This is a genomic window from Shewanella sp. YQ_9 (assembly GCF_043103185.1).
Lineage (GTDB): Bacteria > Pseudomonadota > Gammaproteobacteria > Enterobacterales > Shewanellaceae > Shewanella > Shewanella algae.
This window is the reverse complement of the sequence record NZ_JBICJO010000033.1, coordinates 66,105-86,102: the sequence shown is the minus strand read 5'-3', so window position 1 is coordinate 86,102 and position 19,998 is coordinate 66,105. Positions and strand designations below refer to the sequence as shown.

17 protein-coding genes are annotated in these 19,998 nt (G+C 54.3%); 12 read left to right on the top strand and 5 right to left on the bottom strand.

Annotation, left to right across the window (positions count from 1 at the left end; genetic code table 11):
• The first annotated feature begins 75 nt into the window (after positions 1 to 75).
• A complete protein-coding gene (locus ACF8D4_RS09785) occupies positions 76 to 2,037 on the top strand; it encodes an NERD domain-containing protein (RefSeq protein ID WP_392468657.1) in 1,962 nt (653 codons plus the stop codon).
• Here the strand turns inward: ACF8D4_RS09785 and gcvA are convergent.
• Positions 2,007 to 2,912: a transcriptional regulator GcvA gene (gene gcvA / locus ACF8D4_RS09780; RefSeq protein WP_208162368.1), complete on the bottom strand. Its 906-nt coding sequence runs from the start codon at positions 2,910 to 2,912 to the stop codon at positions 2,007 to 2,009. The genes ACF8D4_RS09785 and gcvA overlap by 31 nt on opposite strands.
• A 122-nt stretch (positions 2,913 to 3,034) precedes the next feature.
• Between gcvA and ACF8D4_RS09775 the strand changes: the two genes are divergently transcribed.
• The 5 genes from ACF8D4_RS09775 (at position 3,035) to ACF8D4_RS09755 (ending at position 10,671) form a co-directional block, all read left to right on the top strand.
• Positions 3,035 to 3,808, top strand: a complete 774-nt coding sequence (locus ACF8D4_RS09775; protein WP_044734738.1) for a TSUP family transporter — start codon at positions 3,035 to 3,037, stop codon at positions 3,806 to 3,808.
• Positions 3,809 to 3,932: 124 nt separating this feature from the next.
• On the top strand, positions 3,933 to 5,075 hold the full coding sequence (locus ACF8D4_RS09770) for an exonuclease SbcCD subunit D (RefSeq protein ID WP_045282681.1): 1,143 nt from the start codon (positions 3,933 to 3,935) through the stop codon (positions 5,073 to 5,075).
• On the top strand, positions 5,072 to 8,242 hold the full coding sequence (locus tag ACF8D4_RS09765; protein WP_345855317.1) for an AAA family ATPase: 3,171 nt from the start codon (positions 5,072 to 5,074) through the stop codon (positions 8,240 to 8,242). The genes ACF8D4_RS09770 and ACF8D4_RS09765 overlap by 4 nt, the downstream gene beginning before the upstream one ends.
• Positions 8,243 to 8,412: 170 nt before the next feature.
• The gene (locus ACF8D4_RS09760; protein ID WP_370628849.1) at positions 8,413 to 9,696 is read left to right on the top strand and encodes a peptidoglycan DD-metalloendopeptidase family protein; all 1,284 of its coding nucleotides are present in this window, start codon (positions 8,413 to 8,415) and stop codon (positions 9,694 to 9,696) included.
• Between the two features lie 123 nt (positions 9,697 to 9,819).
• Positions 9,820 to 10,671 carry a TPR end-of-group domain-containing protein gene (locus ACF8D4_RS09755; protein ID WP_144132288.1) on the top strand — a complete coding sequence of 284 codons (852 nt, stop codon included), beginning with the start codon at positions 9,820 to 9,822 and terminating at the stop codon, positions 10,669 to 10,671.
• Between the two features lie 43 nt (positions 10,672 to 10,714).
• Here the strand turns inward: ACF8D4_RS09755 and ACF8D4_RS09750 are convergent, their stop codons facing one another.
• The 4 genes from ACF8D4_RS09750 to ACF8D4_RS09735 all read right to left on the bottom strand — a co-directional run bounded on the left by ACF8D4_RS09750 (position 10,715) and on the right by ACF8D4_RS09735 (position 13,781).
• A complete protein-coding gene (locus ACF8D4_RS09750) occupies positions 10,715 to 11,119 on the bottom strand; it encodes a hypothetical protein (RefSeq protein WP_144128721.1) in 405 nt (134 codons plus the stop codon).
• 307 nt (positions 11,120 to 11,426) lie between these two features.
• On the bottom strand, positions 11,427 to 11,936 hold the full coding sequence (locus tag ACF8D4_RS09745; RefSeq protein ID WP_025887163.1) for a M48 family metallopeptidase: 510 nt from the start codon (positions 11,934 to 11,936) through the stop codon (positions 11,427 to 11,429).
• Between the two features lie 4 nt (positions 11,937 to 11,940).
• Complete coding sequence (locus ACF8D4_RS09740; RefSeq protein ID WP_025887164.1) at positions 11,941 to 12,378, bottom strand: DUF3010 family protein; 438 nt, start codon at positions 12,376 to 12,378, stop codon at positions 11,941 to 11,943.
• Positions 12,379 to 12,425: 47 nt separating this feature from the next.
• Positions 12,426 to 13,781, bottom strand: a complete 1,356-nt coding sequence (locus tag ACF8D4_RS09735; RefSeq protein ID WP_107110610.1) for a DEAD/DEAH box helicase — start codon at positions 13,779 to 13,781, stop codon at positions 12,426 to 12,428.
• A 219-nt stretch (positions 13,782 to 14,000) separates the two neighbouring features.
• Between ACF8D4_RS09735 and rssA the strand changes: the two genes are divergently transcribed.
• The 6 genes from rssA to ribA all read left to right on the top strand — a co-directional run bounded on the left by rssA (position 14,001) and on the right by ribA (position 19,995).
• Entirely contained in the window at positions 14,001 to 14,948 is a 948-nt protein-coding gene (gene rssA, locus ACF8D4_RS09730; protein WP_044734731.1) for a patatin-like phospholipase RssA, read from the top strand.
• A gap of 158 nt (positions 14,949 to 15,106) precedes the next feature.
• Complete coding sequence (locus ACF8D4_RS09725) at positions 15,107 to 15,850, top strand: hypothetical protein (protein ID WP_025887166.1); 744 nt, start codon at positions 15,107 to 15,109, stop codon at positions 15,848 to 15,850.
• 210 nt (positions 15,851 to 16,060) lie between these two features.
• A complete protein-coding gene (gene nrdD / locus ACF8D4_RS09720) occupies positions 16,061 to 18,178 on the top strand; it encodes an anaerobic ribonucleoside-triphosphate reductase (protein WP_392468651.1) in 2,118 nt (705 codons plus the stop codon).
• Between the two features lie 49 nt (positions 18,179 to 18,227).
• A complete protein-coding gene (nrdG, locus tag ACF8D4_RS09715) occupies positions 18,228 to 18,701 on the top strand; it encodes an anaerobic ribonucleoside-triphosphate reductase-activating protein (RefSeq protein WP_025011145.1) in 474 nt (157 codons plus the stop codon).
• Between the two features lie 151 nt (positions 18,702 to 18,852).
• Entirely contained in the window at positions 18,853 to 19,209 is a 357-nt protein-coding gene (locus ACF8D4_RS09710; protein WP_025011144.1) for a YibL family ribosome-associated protein, read from the top strand.
• A 168-nt stretch (positions 19,210 to 19,377) separates the two neighbouring features.
• Entirely contained in the window at positions 19,378 to 19,995 is a 618-nt protein-coding gene (gene ribA / locus ACF8D4_RS09705; protein ID WP_392468648.1) for a GTP cyclohydrolase II, read from the top strand.
• Positions 19,996 to 19,998 lie beyond the last annotated feature (3 nt).

Sequence of the window (19,998 nt, the reverse complement as noted above, 5' to 3'; positions counted from 1 at the left end):
ATTTTTCCTGAGCCACCCAAATTTGGGTGGCTTTTTATTCTGCACTCACGGATTGCCAATCTCAGGGAGAGTGATATGGCCAAACACATCAGTTTTGGAACCCCGGTCAACGACGCCGAGCGCTGGGCCTTTGAACTGCTGGGTGATGAGTTACCCAAAGATTATCTGCTGCTGACCAATATTGAGATCCCGACTCAGTCCGGGCAAGCGATGGAGGTGGATGCTCTGGTGGTCGGCGAGTGGGGCGTGTATGTCATCGATGTCAAAGGCTATATCGGCCGACTCAATGCCGGTCTGCACGCTTGGTCGCTGGATGGTCGCGAGGTGGACAACAGCCTGTCCAAGGCCAATTATGTTGCCAGAGTTTTGGCCGGTAAGCTGAAGAATAAGATCCCGGTCGGTGTCTATGCTCCCTGGTGCCAAGGCATGGTATTTGTAACAGGTCACAAGGGCGAAGCCATAGAGCTGGAGAAGCAGGACGGTGCCCTGAGCATCTATACCCCAAGGCAGATCATCGCTGCGCTTACCAAAGAGTGGGGCCTGACGGCTCCCCATAAGCACCAGATCAATCAGCGTCAGAAAGAGGCGGTGTTGGACACTCTGGGGCAGGTGGCCCTGGTGGAACAACGCAACAATAAAATACAGGATTTTATCAAGCTCAAATGCCTGTTCCTGCAAAGCGGCCTCGAAGTCTGGCAGGCCGAGTATAATCCCGGCGGCTGGACCGCGCCTTGGCTGCTGAAAATTCTGATCCCTACTCATTTCGAGCAGCTTTCTGAAGCAAGACAGCATGAAGAGCAACTGCGGGGTGAGTTTCAGCGGTTACAGAAACTGTCCGGCTGCAGCGGCGTGCCTTACTCTGCGCCCCTTATTCAGGATGGCGAGCAGTTGGTGTTGCCTATTCGCATGCCAAGAGGTGTGCCTATTCATCTGCTGGAAATCGAGCGGCTCAGCATCTATCAACTGCTGGAGATACTGCGCCGCGGTGCCACCAGTCTGTCGCAAATTCATCGGCGTAATATCTGTGTCGGCGGCTGGGATGAGCACTGCCTGTTTATCGGTGATGATGGCGAAGTCGAGTTTATCGATATCCGTGATGACATCAGTATCGACGAGGATCTCAGGCGCTATGCCGAGCGATTCTTGCCCCTGGCGCTGGCCACTCATCAGCCACGTATCTATCTCTGGTTCCAGCGAGTTGCAACAGGGCGGGGCGCGGATCTTGATGAGCTTAGAGCCGACCTCAGTGCGCTTATCGAAACTGGAGTCTGTGACAGCCTGGATAGCGATACAGAGATAGCCGAGGGCAGCGTTATCGATCATCACTTCCGCCTCGAAGAAGTTATCTATCAGGCAGCTCACATTGAACTCTGGCGCGCCACTCACCTTCAGGGACAGTTCGATGTCGGGCTGTCTGTCTACCGCTTTTTGCAGCAGGACTGGCCCGGTCTAAATCATCAATACCGCAGCCTGAGCCGCATTTATCACCCCAATGTGGAGCGGGTATTGGCCTTTGGCGAACTTGGCGGCAGCGACAGGGTCTTCATTGCCAGGGCCTGGGAGCGGGGAGTTGCTTTGGATTGCGCCGAGATCCAATCGCCGCAACAGGTGATAGACTGGTTTCGGCAGTTGCTGACGGCACTGCAGTACCTCCACAGACTGGATATTTTCCATCGTGCCATCTGCCCGAAGAATATTGTTTGCAATGGCGATAGCGCCGTGCTTTTGAACTTTGGCCTGGGTCAGGACATAGCGGCCAGACACTATGCTGCTCAATATGCCGACCCGGATCTCTGGGCCCTTGAAGGGGATGCCGAACGGGATCTCTATGGTTTGGTGGCCAGTTTTATTGATGTGTTGACCCCTATAGAGCTCAAGGGCGATGCAGGCCCTGCGGGTATGCTCAGGGCTCTTGATGCCTTCGATCCCCGTTGGTTGGGAGGGTCTTTGTTTGCCATGTGCCACAAAGTGCTGCGCTTTGAGGTCAGTCTGGCGGACAATGCCGACTACTTGCCACTGTTTGGCTTCAAGCGGTAGGGCGCAAACTCAGACAGCAGCCAATCGATAAATAGTGCCGATTTACGTGGCAGGCTGCTGGACTTGGGGGTTAACAGATAATAGCTGTAGGGGCTGACAAAGGGCGCGTCAAAGGGGATCACCAGAGTGCCGGCCTTGAGCTGATCTTCGATAAAGAAACGCGGGATCAGCGCCGCCCCCATGCCGCTGGCGGCGGCCTGACTCAGCATATAGAAATGCTCGACGCCAAACTTCTGCTCTGTGGTCAATGTTATCCCCAGTTGCCTGGCCCAGTAAGGCCAAAGCTCTGGACGGGTGGTGTGCTTCAGCAGCGTCACCTGGTTGATGTCCTCGGGCCGTTTCAATTCAGGGGCCAGCAGCGGCGAGCATACTAGGCACAGCTCTTCATCCATCAGTTTGATCACATTCATCCCCTGAGGCTCGCTGGTGGCGGAACGAATGGCAATGTCGTAGCGACCATTGGCAAAGTCGACAGCGAAGTCGCCTATAGTGAGATCCACATACAGCTGTGGAAAGCGTGACTTGAACTCCTCCATTCTCGGGATCAACCAGTTGATGGTCAGGCTGGGTAACACATTGATGGCCAGGGTCTGCGCCTTGAGGCTTTGACGTTTCAGCTCGGCGGTGGCATTGGCCAGGGTCTGCAGTGCTGCCTGCACCTGTGGCAGGTATTGTCGCCCCTCGTCTGTGAGCACCAGTTGCCTGTGTTGACGCACAAACAGGCTGAACCCCAGGAAGTTCTCAAGTAGGCGCACCTGTTTGCTGATGGCACCGTGGGTCACATACAACTCCTGCGCCGCCAGAGTGATGCTTTGCAGCCTTGCCGCTGCCTCGAATGAACGCAGGGCATTGAGAGGAGGTAATTCCTGAAGCATGTTTTCTCCGCTGTTTTTTATGTGAGAAAATCTCACACATGGGCGAGAATAACTCCTTTGCCTTTTGGGGGCAAACTGCGTCTAATAGCAATCCTTCAACTCTGTATTCGACAACATAAAAAATGGCATTTGAACTCACTCTGCAATTGGCTACGGTTCTGTTTTTTGTCGCCCTGGTGGCGGGCTTTATTGACTCTATCGCCGGTGGCGGTGGTCTGTTGACTATTCCGGCGCTTATGTGGGCCGGACTGCCTCCGGCGGCGGCACTCGGCACCAACAAGCTACAGGCCTGTGGTGGCAGTTTCTTCGCCAGTCTCTACTTTGTGCGTAAGGGGATGGTGAAGCTGGGGGAGATGAAACTGGCAATTGGCTGCGCCTTTGTCGGCGCCTCAGTCGGTACGGTTCTGGTTCAGCTGATAGATGCCAGTGTGCTGGAGTTGGTGCTGCCGTTTCTTATCCTGGCTATTGGTTGTTACTTCCTGTTTTCCAAGAAAATTACTGAAGATGACCGTGCCAGGGTTCTGACCCCAGGGGTATTTGCCTTTACCGCCGCACTCGGGGTGGGTCTGTATGATGGCTTTTTCGGCCCGGGCACCGGCAGCTTCTTTGCCCTGGCGTTTGTGTCTTTGGCGGGTTTCGGCCTGGCCAAGGCGACGGCTCATGCCAAGGTACTGAATTTTTCTACCAATATTGCTTCGCTCATCTTTTTTGCCCTCGGCGGCAAGGTGGTGTGGCTGCTGGGATTGGTGATGCTGGCAGGGCAGGCAGCCGGGGCGACTCTGGGCTCACGTCTGGTGATCACCAAGGGCAGCAAGATCATCAAGCCGCTGGTGGTGGTCATGTCGCTGGTCATGAGCCTCAAGCTGCTGGCCGATCAATATCAGTGGAGTTTTTAAACCCAAATAAGGCATACGGCTGAGTGGTAAGCACTCGGCCGTAGAACCTCGGCCGGCGCATATACTATTGCATTGATTTTGCATACCATAAGGCTCACGTATCCGCCTGTAATTTTAGCGCCCAATGAAATTTATCCATACCTCGGACTGGCATATCGGTCGGCAACTGCACAACGAGTCGCTGCTGGATGAGCAAGCTCATATGCTTGAGCAGATAGTGGCGCTTGCCGCTGAGCATCAGGTTGATGCCCTGGTGGTTGCCGGTGACATATACGACCGCTCGATCCCGCCTGCCAGCGCGGTTGCCCTGCTGGATAAGTTCCTCAATATCCTGCTCAATGAGCATCAAATTCCTGTGCTCATGATAGCCGGCAATCACGACGGTCAGGAGCGGCTCGGATTTGCGGCGCGGCAGATGGCCGCCAGTGGCCTTTATATTAGCGGCCCGCTGCAAGCGCAAGTTAAGCCGCTTATCCTCAAAGGCCGTGACGGCGATGCCTGTTTCTATCCCATTCCCTATGCCGAGCCGGCGCAGGTAAGGCATGTGCTGGAGGTGGATGCCGGCAGCCACCAGCAGGCGATGGCCTGCTTGCTGGAGCAGGTTCAGGCGCACGACAGCCAAGGCTTGCCCAAGGTCGTGGTGGCCCACTGCTTCCTCGATGGCGGCAGTGAGTCTGAATCCGAGCGGCCCTTGAGTATCGGCGGCGCCGATAAAATCGACCCTGCACTCTTTCGCGGCTTTGACTACGCGGCGCTCGGGCATCTGCATGGCCCGCAATATAAGGGCGCCGAGCACGTGCGCTACTCGGGCTCGCCGCTGAAATACTCTTTCAGTGAACACAAACAGAAAAAATCCGTGACCCTGGTGGAGCTGAGCGCAGGTGATACCCCAAAAATAACCCTGCTAGCGCTAAAACCCAGGCGGGATGTGAGGGTGATTGAAGGCCTGCTCGATGAACTGCTGCAACAGGGCGAAAAAGACCCGGGGCGAGAGGACTACCTGATGGTGCGCCTGCTCGATACCCAGGCGCTGCTGGATCCCATGGGCAAGCTGCGCGGCGTCTATCCCAATGTGCTGCATCTGGAGCGCACGGGCCTGATGTCCCGGCAACAGGGGCAGGAGATTGGCCGCGACAGAATCAAAAAAGGCGAGCTCGACATGTTCAGCGATTTTTTCAGTCAGGTACAGGGTGAGGCCATGACAGAGGCGCAGCAGCAGACCATGAGCCGTTTGATTGAAGAGTTGCACAGGGAGCAGGAACAATGAGACCACTGATTTTGGAAATGCGCGCCTTCGGCCCCTTCGCCGATTGTCAGCGCATCGACTTTACCGAGCTGGGCGACAAGCCGCTGTTTCTGATCAATGGCCCCACAGGGGCGGGCAAGACCACGATTCTGGATGCCATCTGTTTTGCCCTGTACGGCAAAACCACAGGTAACGAGCGGGAAGGCAGCCAGATGCGCTGCGATAATGCCGATGACGGCCTGCTCACCGAATTGTATTTCAGTTTTGAATTGGGGCAAAAACGCTACAGCATTCGCCGCTGTCCCGAGCAGCAAAGAGCTAAAAGCCGCGGCGATGGTTTTACCCTGCAAAAGAGCGAGGCGGAACTCAAGCGGCTGTTGCCCGATGGCACCGAAGAGTTGCTGGTGGCCAGCAAGGTCACGGATGCCAACGCCTGCATCGAAGAGTTGACTGGCCTGGATGTGGATCAGTTTCGCCAGGTGATGGTGCTGCCCCAGGGTAAGTTCCGCGAGCTTTTGCTGGCGGACTCCAAAGAGCGGGAAAAGATCTTCAGCCAGCTGTTTCAAACCCATATCTACCGCCGCATTGAAGAGCGCCTCAAACAGCAGGCGCTGGAAATCAAGGCAAAGGCCAGAGACTTGCAATCACGCCGCGCCGGGATTTTGGAAACTGCCGGTGTCGAGAGTCTCGAGCAGTTGACTGCAGAAATTGCCGCTCTGACCCCCTCTTTGACCGAAGCGACAAGTAACAAACAAAAAGCCAGCGATGCCTTGGCCCAGAGTGCCAAGACGCTCGATAACGCCAAGGCGTTAACCGCCGAGTTTGAGCGCCGCAAGCTGCTGCAAACCCAGCTTGATGCGCTTGAGCAGCGGCGTGCTGAAATCGAGCTGCATCAGCAGACATTGGAGAATGCCCGCAAGGCTGAAAAGTTGCTGCCAAGCCTCAAAGAGTTGCAGTTTCGCCAGCAGGAGTGGCAGCAGGCTAAAGCCAAGGAAGCTGACTATGCCAGGCAGTTGCAGAGCGCTGAGCTGCGTCTGAAACAGGCTACAGATGATAAAGCTACACTCGCCGAGTTGGATGAGCACGGCAATAGGCTGCGACGGGAGCTTGAACAACTCGACAAGCTGCAGCCGGCTATTAACGAGCTTAAGCAACTGACCGAGGAGCATGAGCTTGGCCTCGGGGAGCTTGGGCGTCTTGAGCGGGCAGAGCAGCAGAGTCGCACTGAGCTGGAACAATTGCAGCAGCAACAGCAAAGACTCAGGTCAGAGGCGAACGAACTATTCTCAAGCGCCGAGCGCCAAGGGCCTTTGCATCAGGCTCTGACGGCGTTGAACACTCGCCTGGAGAAGACGGAGCAGCTCGGGCACATTAAGCAAAAATGGCAGCAAGCCCAAGCTGGCCTGCTGCAGGCCGAAGCCCATGGTCATCAATGCAAGGCCGAAAGACAGAGCGCCGAAACGGAACATCAAAGGTTGCAACTGGCCTGGCATACAGGGCAGGCGGCTATTCTGGCGGCTAAGCTGCAGCCTGGGCAACCTTGCCCCGTATGCGGCGGCTTGGATCATCCGGCGCCTGCCGAGATGGCGCAGGATATTCCGGGTGAAACCGAGCTCAACCGAGCGAGAGACGCCGAGCAGCAAGCCACGGCAAGGCATGAGGCGGCCCGCAGCGATTATCGCAATATCAAGCGGCAAACCGAGGAATTGCAGCTCGAACTGCAGCGCTTGAGCGCTGAGCTACAGGCCTGTGCTGCAGCAGATGTTATGGTTGATGTTAAGACTGATGCTACGACAGAGGCTAAGGCTGACGCCGCAATGGATGCCGACTCTTATGCCAAAGCCGATCTCACTATGGAAATAGACAGGCTTGTGTCCCGGCGCAGGCAGTTGCTCAATGAATTGCAACAGGCCGAAGCGGCTCAAACCCGCCTCAATAACTGCAGGCAACAATTGCAGCAGGCCGAGCAGCAAGTGGAGCAGCGACTCAAACACAGAGAGACTCAATTACAGCAGTTGCAGCAGCTAAGAGAGCAGTTGAGTCTAGCAGGTGCCCGTAAAGACGCGGCGCTTGCTGCTCTGCCCAATGAATATCATTCTTTGGCAGCCGAGGCGGCGCTTGAACTGATGGCGCGGCAACTTGAGCAAAAGCAGAGTGAGTGGCAACAGCTCAAACAGCAGCAACAAGATATCAATCAACAGTATACCGAGGCCGTCAGCCAGCATAAGGCACTGATGCAGGCATTGGCATCGAGCCGTGAAGACAACGCCCGGGCCGAGCAGTTTGCCATCAAAGCACAACAAACGCTTGATGATGCCCTGAAACAATCTGGATTTGCCGGCCGTCAGGCATTGGAACAGGCGCAGCTGGATGAAGCGCAGATGCAGGCATTGGCTGAGAAGATAGAGGCCTGGCGCACTCAGCGCTCGGAGCTGCAGGCGCTGCTCAAAGCCATGGATGAGCGGCTCGCCGGACAAAGTCTGCCTGAGCTTCGGCAGCTTGAAAGCCTCTGGCGGCAACAGCAGCAGCAACTCGCCGAGGCGGAGGATGCCTGGCAGATGCTCAACAACCGAATGCAGAGCCTTAAAGGTACAGAAGCCCAGCTCAATAAAGAAGCGTTAGCCGCTCAGGCGCTGGAGCAGGAATACGCCCTTATCGGCACACTGAGTGATGTGGCTAATGGCAACAGTCATAGCAAGGTGAGTCTGCAGCGCTTTGTGCTCAGTGTCTTGCTCGATGATGTGCTGCTCGAGGCCAGTCGCCGTTTGGCGCTGATGAGCAAAGGCCGCTACCGCTTGCTGCGCAAAGAGGACAGGGCCAAGGGCAATAAAGCCTCCGGTCTGGAGCTTGAGGTGGAAGATGCTTACAGCTCCAAGGTGCGTCCGGTGGCCACACTCAGTGGTGGTGAGAGCTTTATGGCGGCCTTGTCGCTGGCGCTGGGGCTCTCTGATGTGGTGCAGGCCTACGCCGGCGGTATCAAGCTCGATACCCTGTTTATCGATGAAGGCTTTGGCAGCCTGGATCAGGACTCGCTGGAGCTGGCGGTTCGCACCCTGATGGATCTGCAATCCAGTGGCCGAATGATAGGGGTTATCTCCCATGTATCCGAGATGAAAGAGCAGATAAGCTGCCGTATTGATATCAACAAGCATGCGCTGGGCAGCAGTATTCGCCTGGTTACAGTTTGATGCAAATGGGGCAATTTTGTCGGTCAATTCCGAAATTCACCCAGTAATCATGGGGTTTTGGCGAATAATACTTGTCTCAGGGACTTTTTTTGATATAAGTTTGCAGCTGGCCCCTTGAAAACAGGGGATCCAGCTATTGGTTTTTCAGTTTGAACTCGGTGAGGCAACAGTTGCAGACAGATAGAATATCCTGGTTGAGTATGATCCCTATGCGTTTGCAGGCCTTACCCGCTTTTCACAAGAAGCTGCTGCTCAGCTCAGGTTTGTTGGTGGGTGCGGCACTGCTTTGGCCCGGAGCTCACGAAGTCACCCCACAACGTATTCCCTTGCATCTGGATATTGAAGCTCTGCTGCCTCAAGTCGGCACTGAGCCTTCGGTTGTTGAAGTCGCCGGCCCGGATTTTGAACGTGTTATCCAAAGTGGTGACACCCTCAGCGTATTGTTCCAAAAGGCAGGTGTCGGCCAGCAAACCATGTACAAGGTGTTGGAAGCCGATTTGGATATCTTGGCACTCGATACCCTGCAACCGGGTAACAGGATCCGTTTCTGGCTCGATGAGCAGGGCAATCTTACCCAGCTGGAACTCTACTTCAACGCCGCACATCAGGTGCTGTTCAAGCGCTTCGACGATGGTGGCTATGGGGTGGAAGAGATCAACATCGAAGGTTTCTGGCAAAACCGGATTGTCAGCGGTGAAATCCAGGGGTCTTTCTATCGTTCGGCGCAGCGGGTCGGCCTGAGCGCCGCCGAAATTCAAAAAATTGAGAGCCTGCTGAAAGAAAAGCTCAATTTTGCCCGGGATCTGCGTGCCGGTGACCATTTTTCTGTGCTGATGAATGATCAGTACATAGAAGGGGAGTCGACCGGTGTCAGTCAGGTGCTGGGATTACGGATCCAAAACGGTCGCAATGAAATCACCGCCTTTCAGAGCACAGATGGCAACTTCTATGATGAGAAAGGTCAGAGCCTGGCGCGGGCGTTTCAGCGGATCCCGCTGGAGAAACGTTACCGTATCAGCTCATCATTCAACCCCAATCGCCGTCACCCGGTCACAGGGCGGGTTTCACCCCATAATGGCACCGACTTTGCCGTGCCGATAGGCACCAAGGTCGTGGCGCCGGGCGACGGTGTGGTGACACTGGTAACCAATCACAGATTCGCCGGTAAATATATAGTGATAGAGCACGGCAACAAATACCGTACCCGGTATCTGCACTTGTCCAAACCTTTGGTGCACAAGGGGCAGAGAGTCAGCCGTGGCCAGGTTATTGCGCTTTCCGGTAATACCGGGCGCTCGACCGGACCGCATCTGCATTATGAATTTCATGTTAATGGTCGGCCGGTCAACCCAATGAAGGCGGATATCCCCATGGCCAGCCAACTCTCCAAAGAGCAGATGCGTGAGTTCAGCCAATTGGTCAGTACCCGCAAGATGATGATGGATCTCGGTTAAATCCGCTTATTGGTTTTGCAGTAGCCAGCGCTCAACGGCGCTGGCTTTTTTTATAAGCAAATTTTACCCATCCAGGCCCATTTGTTAGGGTGTGGAGAAAACCTGAGTGCAACAGGAGGAAAAATGAAGTTATGGCATGCACTGGTATTAGTGTTAATGAGCCTGGCGTTGCCGGTTACGGCGGCCGAAGAGCCCCCAAAACCCTATTCTGAGCAGAGTATTTACGACAAGCCCTTGATGGAGCGCTATGTGCTCGATGAGCTCAAGTCGATACGGCAAGACATGCAGTCGCTGGAAAAACGGGTCACGGTCGATATTACCGACCGAGAGTTGGCGGTGGCCGACAAGTCGATGAACTATGCCAATGTGACTGTGACCTACTTCTTCTATCTTATCGCTGCCGCGGTGTCACTGATTGCTCTGGTTGGTTGGCAGTCACTCAAGGATATTCGAGACAAAACCCAGGAGATGGCCAACGAGAAGCTGGAGGCGATTGCTGCCCAGTATGAGAAAAAGTTTCAGGAAATGGAACGTGAGCTGAAACGCAAGAGCCGGATCATTACTGAAAACAACAAGGAAATTGAACGGATCAACGAGATACACAACCTGTGGATCCGTGCTCAACATTCGCAGACGCCGGAGCAGCGAATCGAGATCTACAACGATATCCTCAAAATACGTCCGGGCGATCTCGAGGCCTTAACCTACAAGGCCGATGCCGCCATGGAAATGGGCGAGTATCACTGGGCCTTGAGCATCTGTAACCGGGTGTTGGAAGTGGATCCCGAGAACGCCAATGCACTTTATCAGCGGGCCTGCGCCTTTACCCGCATGGGTTCGGAAGAGCAGGCGATTTCCGATCTGGAATTGGCTGTGGGCTTCAGTGCCTCACTCAGTGAGGCGGCCAAGGAGGAAAAAGACTTTGATTCCCTCCATGGCTACAAACGTTTTGACGATCTGATCAGTGACGACTGACAGTGGACCCTGCAGGCCGGGACGGTTCTTGAAGCGGAAGGCGTTAGCCTGCTTGCTGTAGCCGCTGCTGATACTTAAGGGCGCAGCGGCACAGTTTGCCCTTGAGTGCCGGGCAGCCGCCGCAGGGGGATTTCTTAAAGGGCCGCAGCGCAAAGCTCATGCTGCCGGTCTGGGGTTTTAGGCTGTGAAGCTGCCCAAGAGAAGGTTGATTGGCGGCAATCCAACTGCCGGCACGGTTTTGCAGTTCCGCCTTGAGCAGTTTCTTTTGCGGCTTCTTGAGTTTCTTTTGCCGGGAGAATTCTGTGGGCAGTTGCTGCTCTAATGCACTAATCAAGTCTTTGCCAAGGCGTTTGCGGCTCGATTTGCCAAGCGCGGGTAGCGTCTTTTTCAGCGCTTTATTGGCCTGTTTATGGCATATCTTGGAAACATGCTTGCTTATCTTGGGCATAAACCACTCCACATCTAGCCGGTATTTTCATCTGTGCCAAGGCCGGTCAAAAGAAGCTGTCAGAAGGGCACTGACGATAACTTTTGGAAAGGCTGTTTGAAAAGCTGATACCAAAAACTAAAGCTGATTTTAAATGAAAACTATTATCAGTCAATATGCGGTTGATTTTATAACGCTTGGGTCTTTTGAGGGTAGGCCTTGGCGGGAACCGCTTCGAATAACGGCTGGATAGCAACTGGATATATTACAGGAAGCCCAGGAGCCGCACTTTTATAACCAAGTGGCTTTTTGAATGCAGCTCTAACACTTACATTGGGTAGGGGTCTTGGTTGGCGTCCAGCAAGCTGAGGTAGATCCTGAGCTCAAACTCCAACTGATGGTAGTCAGGCTCCATATAGGTGCACAGTTTGTAGAAGGCCTTGTTGTGTTCTTTCTCCCTCAAGTGCGCCAGCTCATGCACCACCAACATACGCAAGAAGGCTTCGGGTGCCCGTTTCAGGCGGGAGGAGATACGGATTTCGTTCTTGGTCTTGAGTTTGTGTCCTTGCTTACGGGCGGCGTAGGTATGCAGCCCCAGCGCCTGATGGCTGAGGCTGATCTTGTCGTCGAAACACACTTTGGCAAGCGGGTTTGATTGACGCAGATAAGTTTGCTTCAGCGCCTGGGTATAGTCCCAAAGCGCTTTATCACTGCGGATCTGGTGCAACTCAGGATGGCGTTTTCGCAGGTATTCTCCCAGCTTGCCCGCTTGCCTGAGCTGCTGAACCTGCTGTTTTATCTCGTCGCTGTAATGGGCCAGATAATCAAAACCGCTCAAGGGCTCAGACCTTCTTGTAGATCCGCATCTGCTGGAAGGCGTACGCGGCGTCAAAGGCGTTTTGCTGGAACTTTTTCAGCTCCAGGCCGCTGAAGTCCACTTGCGGTGGATTGCGTTTCAGCTGCTCTTTAATGCTTTGAGGTGTCAGCATTGTTACCGGCAACTTACCCAGTTGAATGGCTGCCTCGAACTTGAAACTGGCAGAGCTGCCGGCCAACTTACCCTTGTATTCGCGTTCGATAATCACTATGTGTTCGACCTGATAGTCTTCCATTAACTTATTGAAGGCGAATTGGAACTCCCTAATCGCTTCCTGGCTGGCAGGATTGCTCAAGGTAAATGAGTGACGGCGGCAATCGGGGACGTTGAATACGTCACCCTGGGCGCTCAGCAAACAGATGACGGCTTCGCCGCCTTTTAATTCAACAGCACAAACTTTCATGGTATTCCTTTTGGTTTAGCATGCCGCACCGGCGGCTAATGTTAATCTTATGACTCGGAGCCGCTTTCATCGCCGTTATCTACTGGAGCGGGTTTACGCCTCATAGGGGCATCGCCCACATCCACCCCGGTAATAAAGCGCTTGTCTCTGCCGGACTTGGCCTTGCCCGGTTTAGCCGCTGTCTTGCTGCGTCCCTTGGGCTTGCCGGCCTTGGCGTTCTTGGGTTTGCTGCTCTGGCGCTTGGGATCGGCCAAGCCACTGAATTTGGGTTCTAGCCCCTCAAGGGTACTGAGCTCGAAGCGGCGACCGAGAAAGCTCTGCAGCTTCTTGAAGTTGAACCAGTCCTTGGGACCTACCAGAGACAGGGCGTCGCCCTTGGCACCGGCGCGGCCGGTACGGCCGATACGGTGGACATATTCTTCGGCGAATTTGGGCATGTCGAAGTTGACCACCAAGGACACATTCACCAGATCCAGACCGCGGGAGGCGACGTCGGTTGTCACCAGAATTTGCTGCTGGCCACGGCTGAACTGATCCATTATCTGGTTGCGGGCGCTTTGGCGCAGTTCACCACTGAGCGCCACGGCGCTGTAGCCTTCTTGCTTGAGCTTCTCGGCTAATCTGTCGGTATCCTGGCGGGTGGCGGTGAAGATGATCACCTGGCGCTGTTGCTCGCGCTTTAGCAGCTCAGTCAGCAGCGCCTCTTTATGATCCAGATGGTCACAGAGGAAAATACGCTGGTGTATGTCCTGATGCTCGGCATTGGCGGCGCCAATGGCTACGTGCAGTGGATCATTGAGCAAGGTGGCGGCGATATCATTGACCTCTTCATGTTCCAGAGTGGCCGAGAACATCAGGGTTTGACGCCGTCTATGGTTGGCGGCGTCGTTGATTGCCTTGAGTTGCGGGGCAAAGCCGAGATCCAACATGCGGTCGGCTTCGTCAAGAATAAGCAGTTCCAGCCCTTCCAGATACAGATGGCGTTGTGACAGGTGGTCGGCAATCCGTCCCGGGGTGGCGACGATAAAGTGTGGATCCCGCGCCAGCGCCTTGGCCTGATCGTTGAAGTTTTCCCCGCCAAGCACACTGATGGCCCTATATTGGGTATTGGCAACCAACAGACGCAGCTGGGCGTAAACCTGGTTGGCCAGCTCACGGGTCGGAAGGAGTATCAATACCCTGGGATCGCGCTTGCTGAGCGCCTTGGTGGAGATCACCCTTTGCATTGCCGGCAGCAAAAAGGCCAAGGTCTTTCCCGAGCCCGTCTTGGATGAGGCCATCAGGTCTTTCCCGGCCAGCGCTACGGGAATCGCTTCACGCTGAATTTCGGTAGGCTCGTCGATACCCATATGCTTAAGGGTTTGCAGCAGACGCTGATCCAGCGAAAAATCGGAAAAATGCAAAGGTTAACTCCTCAATAAAAACGACCGCACATTATAACGGCTTTTGTGGCGCTGGGCATGTATTTAGTCAAAGGAGTGTCGAAACAGCGGCGACTTTTGCTTAAAAAGGTCGCAAGCTCATGGCTGAAAGCCTGCCGGATAAAATCTGGAGCCGCTCCGGCTTCGGGTGTATGCTGCTTTGGCTGAATGGCATAGCTTGGAGTTTTTTAAGGAGAAAGGATGGCGCAAAGTCATAACCCTTGTATCGGTATTGCCCTCGGAAGTGGCGCCGCCAAAGGATGGGCCCACATAGGAGTACTCAAAGGTCTGGCCGCCATGGGGGTGCATCCGGCCAAGGTGGCAGGTTCATCCATAGGTGCCCTGGTCGGTGCTGCCTATGCCAATGAACGTCTCGAAGAACTGGAAGACTGGGTGCGCAGTTTTTCCAGTTGGGACGTGTTGGGATTGATGGATATCAGTTGGGGCCGGGGCGGACTCATCAGTGGTGACAAGGTGTTCAATGCCATTCAGGACCGCATCGGCGATCTCTTGATTGAGGAGCTCAAATATCCCTTTACAGCGGTGTCGACCGACCTCTACTCAGGGCAGGAGATCTGGTTCCGTCAGGGCGACTTGCGCCAGGCCGTCAGGGCTTCCTGCTCCATGCCAGGGATCATGTCGCCGGTGCGTCAGGGCCATCGTTGGTTGGTGGATGGCGCAGTGGTGAATCCCATTCCCGTGTCTGTGGCCAGAGCCATGGGGGCCAGTTTGGTGATAGGTGTCGATCTGCATGGTCACAGGCGCGAACAGTTGCAGGTACTGCCGGTGGCACTCAACAGTGAAGAGCACTCATTACAGAACAAAGTGGTGGGGCATTCCTCCGAGAACGGTTTTATGGATCTGTTGGCCAAGGGCAAGGATTATATTTCCGGCCTGACCGACAAGTTCTCCCTCGGCAATAAGGCCGAACCCGGCATGTTGGCTGTGATGTCACAGTCGATGGATATTCTGGAGCAGCGCCACAAGCGCGCGCGCTTGATGGGTGACCCACCGGATATCTGTATCGTGCCCAAGGTGTCTGACATAGGCACCATGGAGTTTCACCGTGCCAGTGAAGCCATTGCCGCCGGTGAGAAGGCGGTGCAGCAGGCCTCGCATCTGATTGATGCGGCGTTGGGGCGTCTCTGAAACAGGCGCTTTTTTGTTAGTGCTTGGTATGGGCACACTTCCTGCATAGTCAGCACATCATCAGCATCAAGGCGCTTCAAGGGCGATTTTTTGACAATTTTTCTGACAATCTTGTCTTAAAAACAACCGCTTGGGCGTCGATATGACGGAAAACTGACATGCAGCCTATCCATTCCTCTGTGGATCCCAGATTGTCCGGGGTCGATGCCTATGGCGTCAACAATCGTCTTACCAGCGGCAGCGGCCTCTCGGTTGTCGACACTGAAACGGTCAATGACAGCAAGAGCCAGGGCTCTGCCTCGGCAAACATAGGGCAGGACAGCATATCCCTCTCCAACGATGGTAAAAGAGCCGCGCGGGTGCAGGAGTTGGCCAAGGAATTTTTCGGCTCAGGCCAGTTCAGCAGTGCCGATTTACCCAAGCTGCTGGCGCGCCTCGGCGACGAAGGGCTGTTGTCTGAAAGCCAGATGGCCAGATTGCAGGGCAGCGGCCTGATGGGAGTTGATACCAAGGATAACGCCAGCCTCAAGGAGTTTATTCAAGGCCAGATTGGTTTGCTCAGACAACAGGCCAGTCAAAGCCCTTTGCTCAATGCACTCAAGGGGGCGGACAGCCTGATGGGCAATATGGGGATGATGTATACCCCATCGAGCTCTTTGGCGGCCAACAAGGTGGCAGCTCAGTTAGACGCCGTGCTCAAGGGAGAAAACCAAACTGCCGAGAGCGCAGAGAACAACAGCAACAAGCTAGCGGCCAAGGCCGATTCCGCACAGCAAGATCCTCAACTGTTATCCCGGCTCAGTGGTGTCAGCGCTCTGATGCGCACCGCAGCAGCCATAGGCAGCCAGCAGCAGGGCAGTGGGCAAATCAATAGTTATCTGGCCTTGGCAAAGAGGTACTGACTAGCGGCCGTTTGGGTCTCGGTCAAGGGAAAAATCTCCACAAGTTGTGCTCGTCGGCACTAATCCCATAGTGTTGTTCATCCTCTTCAATACCATGATCCAGATCATGGTATTGAAGAGCGATTTGTCGCTTAATTCTCTACATATTGTGCTTGGTTAATAAAACACCACTATATATGGTGTTAAATAAACAACATGGAGATTAGAGAAATGCCGGTAGTGATTAAGCGGGACGGGTGCCGTACTCAGTTCGATGAAACAAGGATAAGGGATGCGGTGCTGGCAGCCTCTAGCCACTGCGGTATAGAAGATGTGGACTATGCGGCCACAGTCGCAGCGCTGGTCACCCAGGCGGTAACCGACAAGGCTGAGGTCAATATCCAGGAGTTGCAGGACAGGGTCGAAAACCTGTTGATGGAAGGGCCGTACAAACAAGTGGCCCGTAGCTACATTGAATATCGTCACGACAGAGATATCTGCCGTGAATCCAGCAGCCGACTGAATCTGGAGATCCGCGGCCTGGTCGAGCAGAGCAACGCGACCTTGCTCAACGAAAATGCCAATAAAGACTCCAAGGTGATTCCCACCCAGAGGGATCTCCTAGCCGGTATTGTCGCCAAACATTATGCCAAACATCATATCCTGCCCAAGGATGTGGTTGCCGCCCATGAGGCCGGTGAGATCCACTATCACGATCTCGACTATTCGCCTTTCTTCCCTATGTTCAACTGTATGCTGATCGATCTCGGTGGCATGTTGACCCAAGGGTTTAAGATGGGCAATGCCGAGATTGAGACACCAAAATCCATCTCGACTGCGACCGCAGTTACCGCGCAGATCATCGCCCAGGTCGCCAGCCATATTTATGGCGGCACCACAATCAACCGCATAGATGAAGTGTTGGCCCCTTTTGTGGCCAAGAGCTACGACAAGCATTATCAAACTGCGCTCAAGTGGGGGATTACCGATGCCAAGGCGTTTGCCACAGAGCAGACCAAGAAAGAGTGTCACGACGCCTTCCAGTCGCTGGAATATGAGGTCAATACCCTGCATACCGCCAATGGTCAGACGCCTTTTGTTACCTTCGGTTTCGGTTTGGGTACCAGCTGGGAGTCGAGGCTGATCCAAGAGTCTATTTTGCGGATCCGCATGGAAGGCCTTGGCAAGAACCGCAAGACAGCGGTTTTCCCCAAGTTGGTGTTTGCCATTCGTGATGGTATCAACTATAAGGCCGGCGACTGCAACTACGACATCAAGCAGTTGGCGCTCGAGTGTGCCAGCATCCGCATGTATCCGGATATTCTCAACTATGAGCAGGTGGTCAAGGTTACTGGCTCATTCAAGACTCCTATGGGTTGTCGCAGTTTCCTTGGCACCTATGAGGAAAACGGCGAGCTGCTGCATGAAGGTCGCAACAACCTAGGCGTAGTCAGCCTGAACTTGCCGAGGGTGGCGCTGGAAGCCAAGGGTGATGAAGCCGAGTTTTATCGCATTTTGGATCAAAGGCTGGAGATGGCCCGCAAGGCGCTGGATACCCGCATCGAACGTCTGGCCAACGTCAAGGCCAGAGTGGCGCCCATTCTCTATATGGAAGGGGCTTGCGGAGTGCGCCTGCGCGGTGATGATAACATTGCCGAAATCTTCAAAAACGGCCGAGCTTCCATCTCTCTGGGCTATATAGGCCTGCATGAGACAATCAATGCTCTCTATGGTACAGACACCCATGTGTTTGACGATGAAACATTGAGGCAGAAAGCAGTTGCCATAGTGGCTCACCTCAAGGCGGCTACAGTGCGCTGGAAAGAGGAAACCGGTTATGGTTTCAGCCTCTACAGTACACCGAGCGAGAGCCTGTGCAGCCGTTTTGCCAAGCTGGATGCCAAGAGCTTTGGCCTGGTTGATGGTGTTACCGACAAGGGCTATTACACCAACAGCTTCCACCTGGATGTGGAGAAGAAGGTGAATCCTTACGACAAACTCGACTTCGAACAGCCGTATCCCGAGCTCGCCAATGGTGGTTTCATCTGCTACGGCGAATACCCGAATATGCAGCACAACCTAGAAGCGCTGGAGAATGTCTGGGACTACAGCTACAGCCGGGTGCCTTACTATGGAACCAACACACCAATAGATGAGTGTTACGACTGTGGTTTTACAGGTGAGTTTATCTGTACCAGCAAGGGCTTTACCTGCCCCAAGTGTGGCAACCATGAGCCCAGTCGGGTGTCTGTGACCCGCAGGGTTTGCGGTTATCTCGGCAGCCCGGATGCCAGACCCTTCAACCATGGCAAGCAGGAAGAGGTCAAACGTCGGGTTAAGCACCTTTAACGACAAACTGTTTTATAGGCGCCCCTCGGGGCGCCTTGTGGATATAGCTATGAACTATCATCAGTATTACCCCGTGGATGTGGTCAATGGACCGGGCACCCGGGTAACCCTGTTTGTCTCCGGTTGTGAACATCAGTGCCGGGGTTGTTATAACCAGTCAACCTGGGATCCCCGCTCCGGGCATCCTTTCGACCAGGCGATGTCTGACAGGATCATTGCCGATCTCAATGACAGCCGGATCCCGAGAAGGGGCTTGTCACTTTCAGGTGGTGACCCACTGTTTCCGGGCAATCTTGACGCCATCAAGGCCTTACTGCTGCGGGTGCGGGACGAATGCCCTGGAAAGGATGTCTGGCTCTGGACTGGTTATCGTCTCGATGAACTCAGTCCGGCGCAGCGGGAATTGCTCGGGCTTATTCATGTGTTGGTGGATGGCAAATTCGTGCAGGAGCAAGCGGATCCGTCGCTGAAGTTTCGTGGTTCGGCCAACCAGGTGATACATCTGCTCAACGACCCTCAGTAAGTACAAAAGTGAAAACTGGTTAACACAATTGCTTTTCCCTGCTAAAAAACCCCGTCACCTGGGCTTGAGTTGCTGTTATACTTCTGTCCGGCACATTTACGGCAACCAGGCCGTCCATTCTCAGGGTGCCGGGATTTTGTAAGGTAACAGAATGAATTTGAAGCAGGAGCTGCAACAGCTCAACGATAAGCTGGATCAGTATCGCCGTAAATTGGCCGCCGCAGAGCAACGTGGCGATGGTCCTATCATTGCCCAGTTTCAGCGGGAAATCGCCGCCGTCAACAAGCGGATTGCAGCCATCAAGGGCCAGCAGAGTCGGCAGCTTGGCAAGCAGGGACAGTCTATTCGCGATCTGCCTTTTAGCCGCGAACTCACCAAAGCCGAACAGGCCGACATGGGCAAACTCAAGAAGTCTGTCCGGGGTTTGGTCGTTGTGCATCCCATGACAGCGCTGGGCAGAGAAATGGGTATTACTGCCGTTACCGGGTTTGCACCCAAGGCATTTTAACTGCCGCCGTGACAGCAGATAATAACCAATGAATTTACTTGGGTATTCCGGTCGGTGGTAAAAACGCATAAAATGACCGGCCTGAGTACTGAGCACGCTTCACTATTATCTTGATTTTGAGGGATGTTAACCGTCTCAGGGAATGAGAGCAGTCGTTAAGGTTAATTCATGTCTATTAAATTTATCGCCACCGCCAAATTGCCAACCCCTTGGGGGGTGTTTGTCATGCATGGTTTCGAGGATACCGAAACCGGTAAAGAGCACGTGGCGCTGACTTTTGGTGAGCTCCAAGCCGATAAACCCATGCTGGGACGGATCCATTCGGAATGTCTCACCGGAGATGCCCTGTTCAGCCTGCGCTGCGACTGCGGCTTTCAACTGCAGACCGCGATGCAAAATGTCGCCGAAGCCGGTCAGGGCTTTATTCTCTACCTGCGTCAGGAAGGTCGTGGCATAGGGCTGTTGAACAAAATTCGAGCCTACGAGTTGCAGGACGATGGCGCCAATACAGTGGAAGCCAACGAGCGTCTGGGCTTTCCGGCCGATATGCGCAAGTACGATATGATTGCGCCCATGCTGGAAAAAATTGGCGTTCACAAGGTTAGGTTGATGACCAATAATCCGCGCAAGGTGCAGGCGATGAAAGATGTCGGCATGGAAGTTGTCGAGCGGGTGCCGCTGCAGGTGGGCAAAAACCGTTACAACGAAGCCTACCTCAAGACCAAGTCTACTGAGCTTGGCCATATGATGTCTGAGTATCATTTCACCGAAGGTCATCAGGACTGAGTC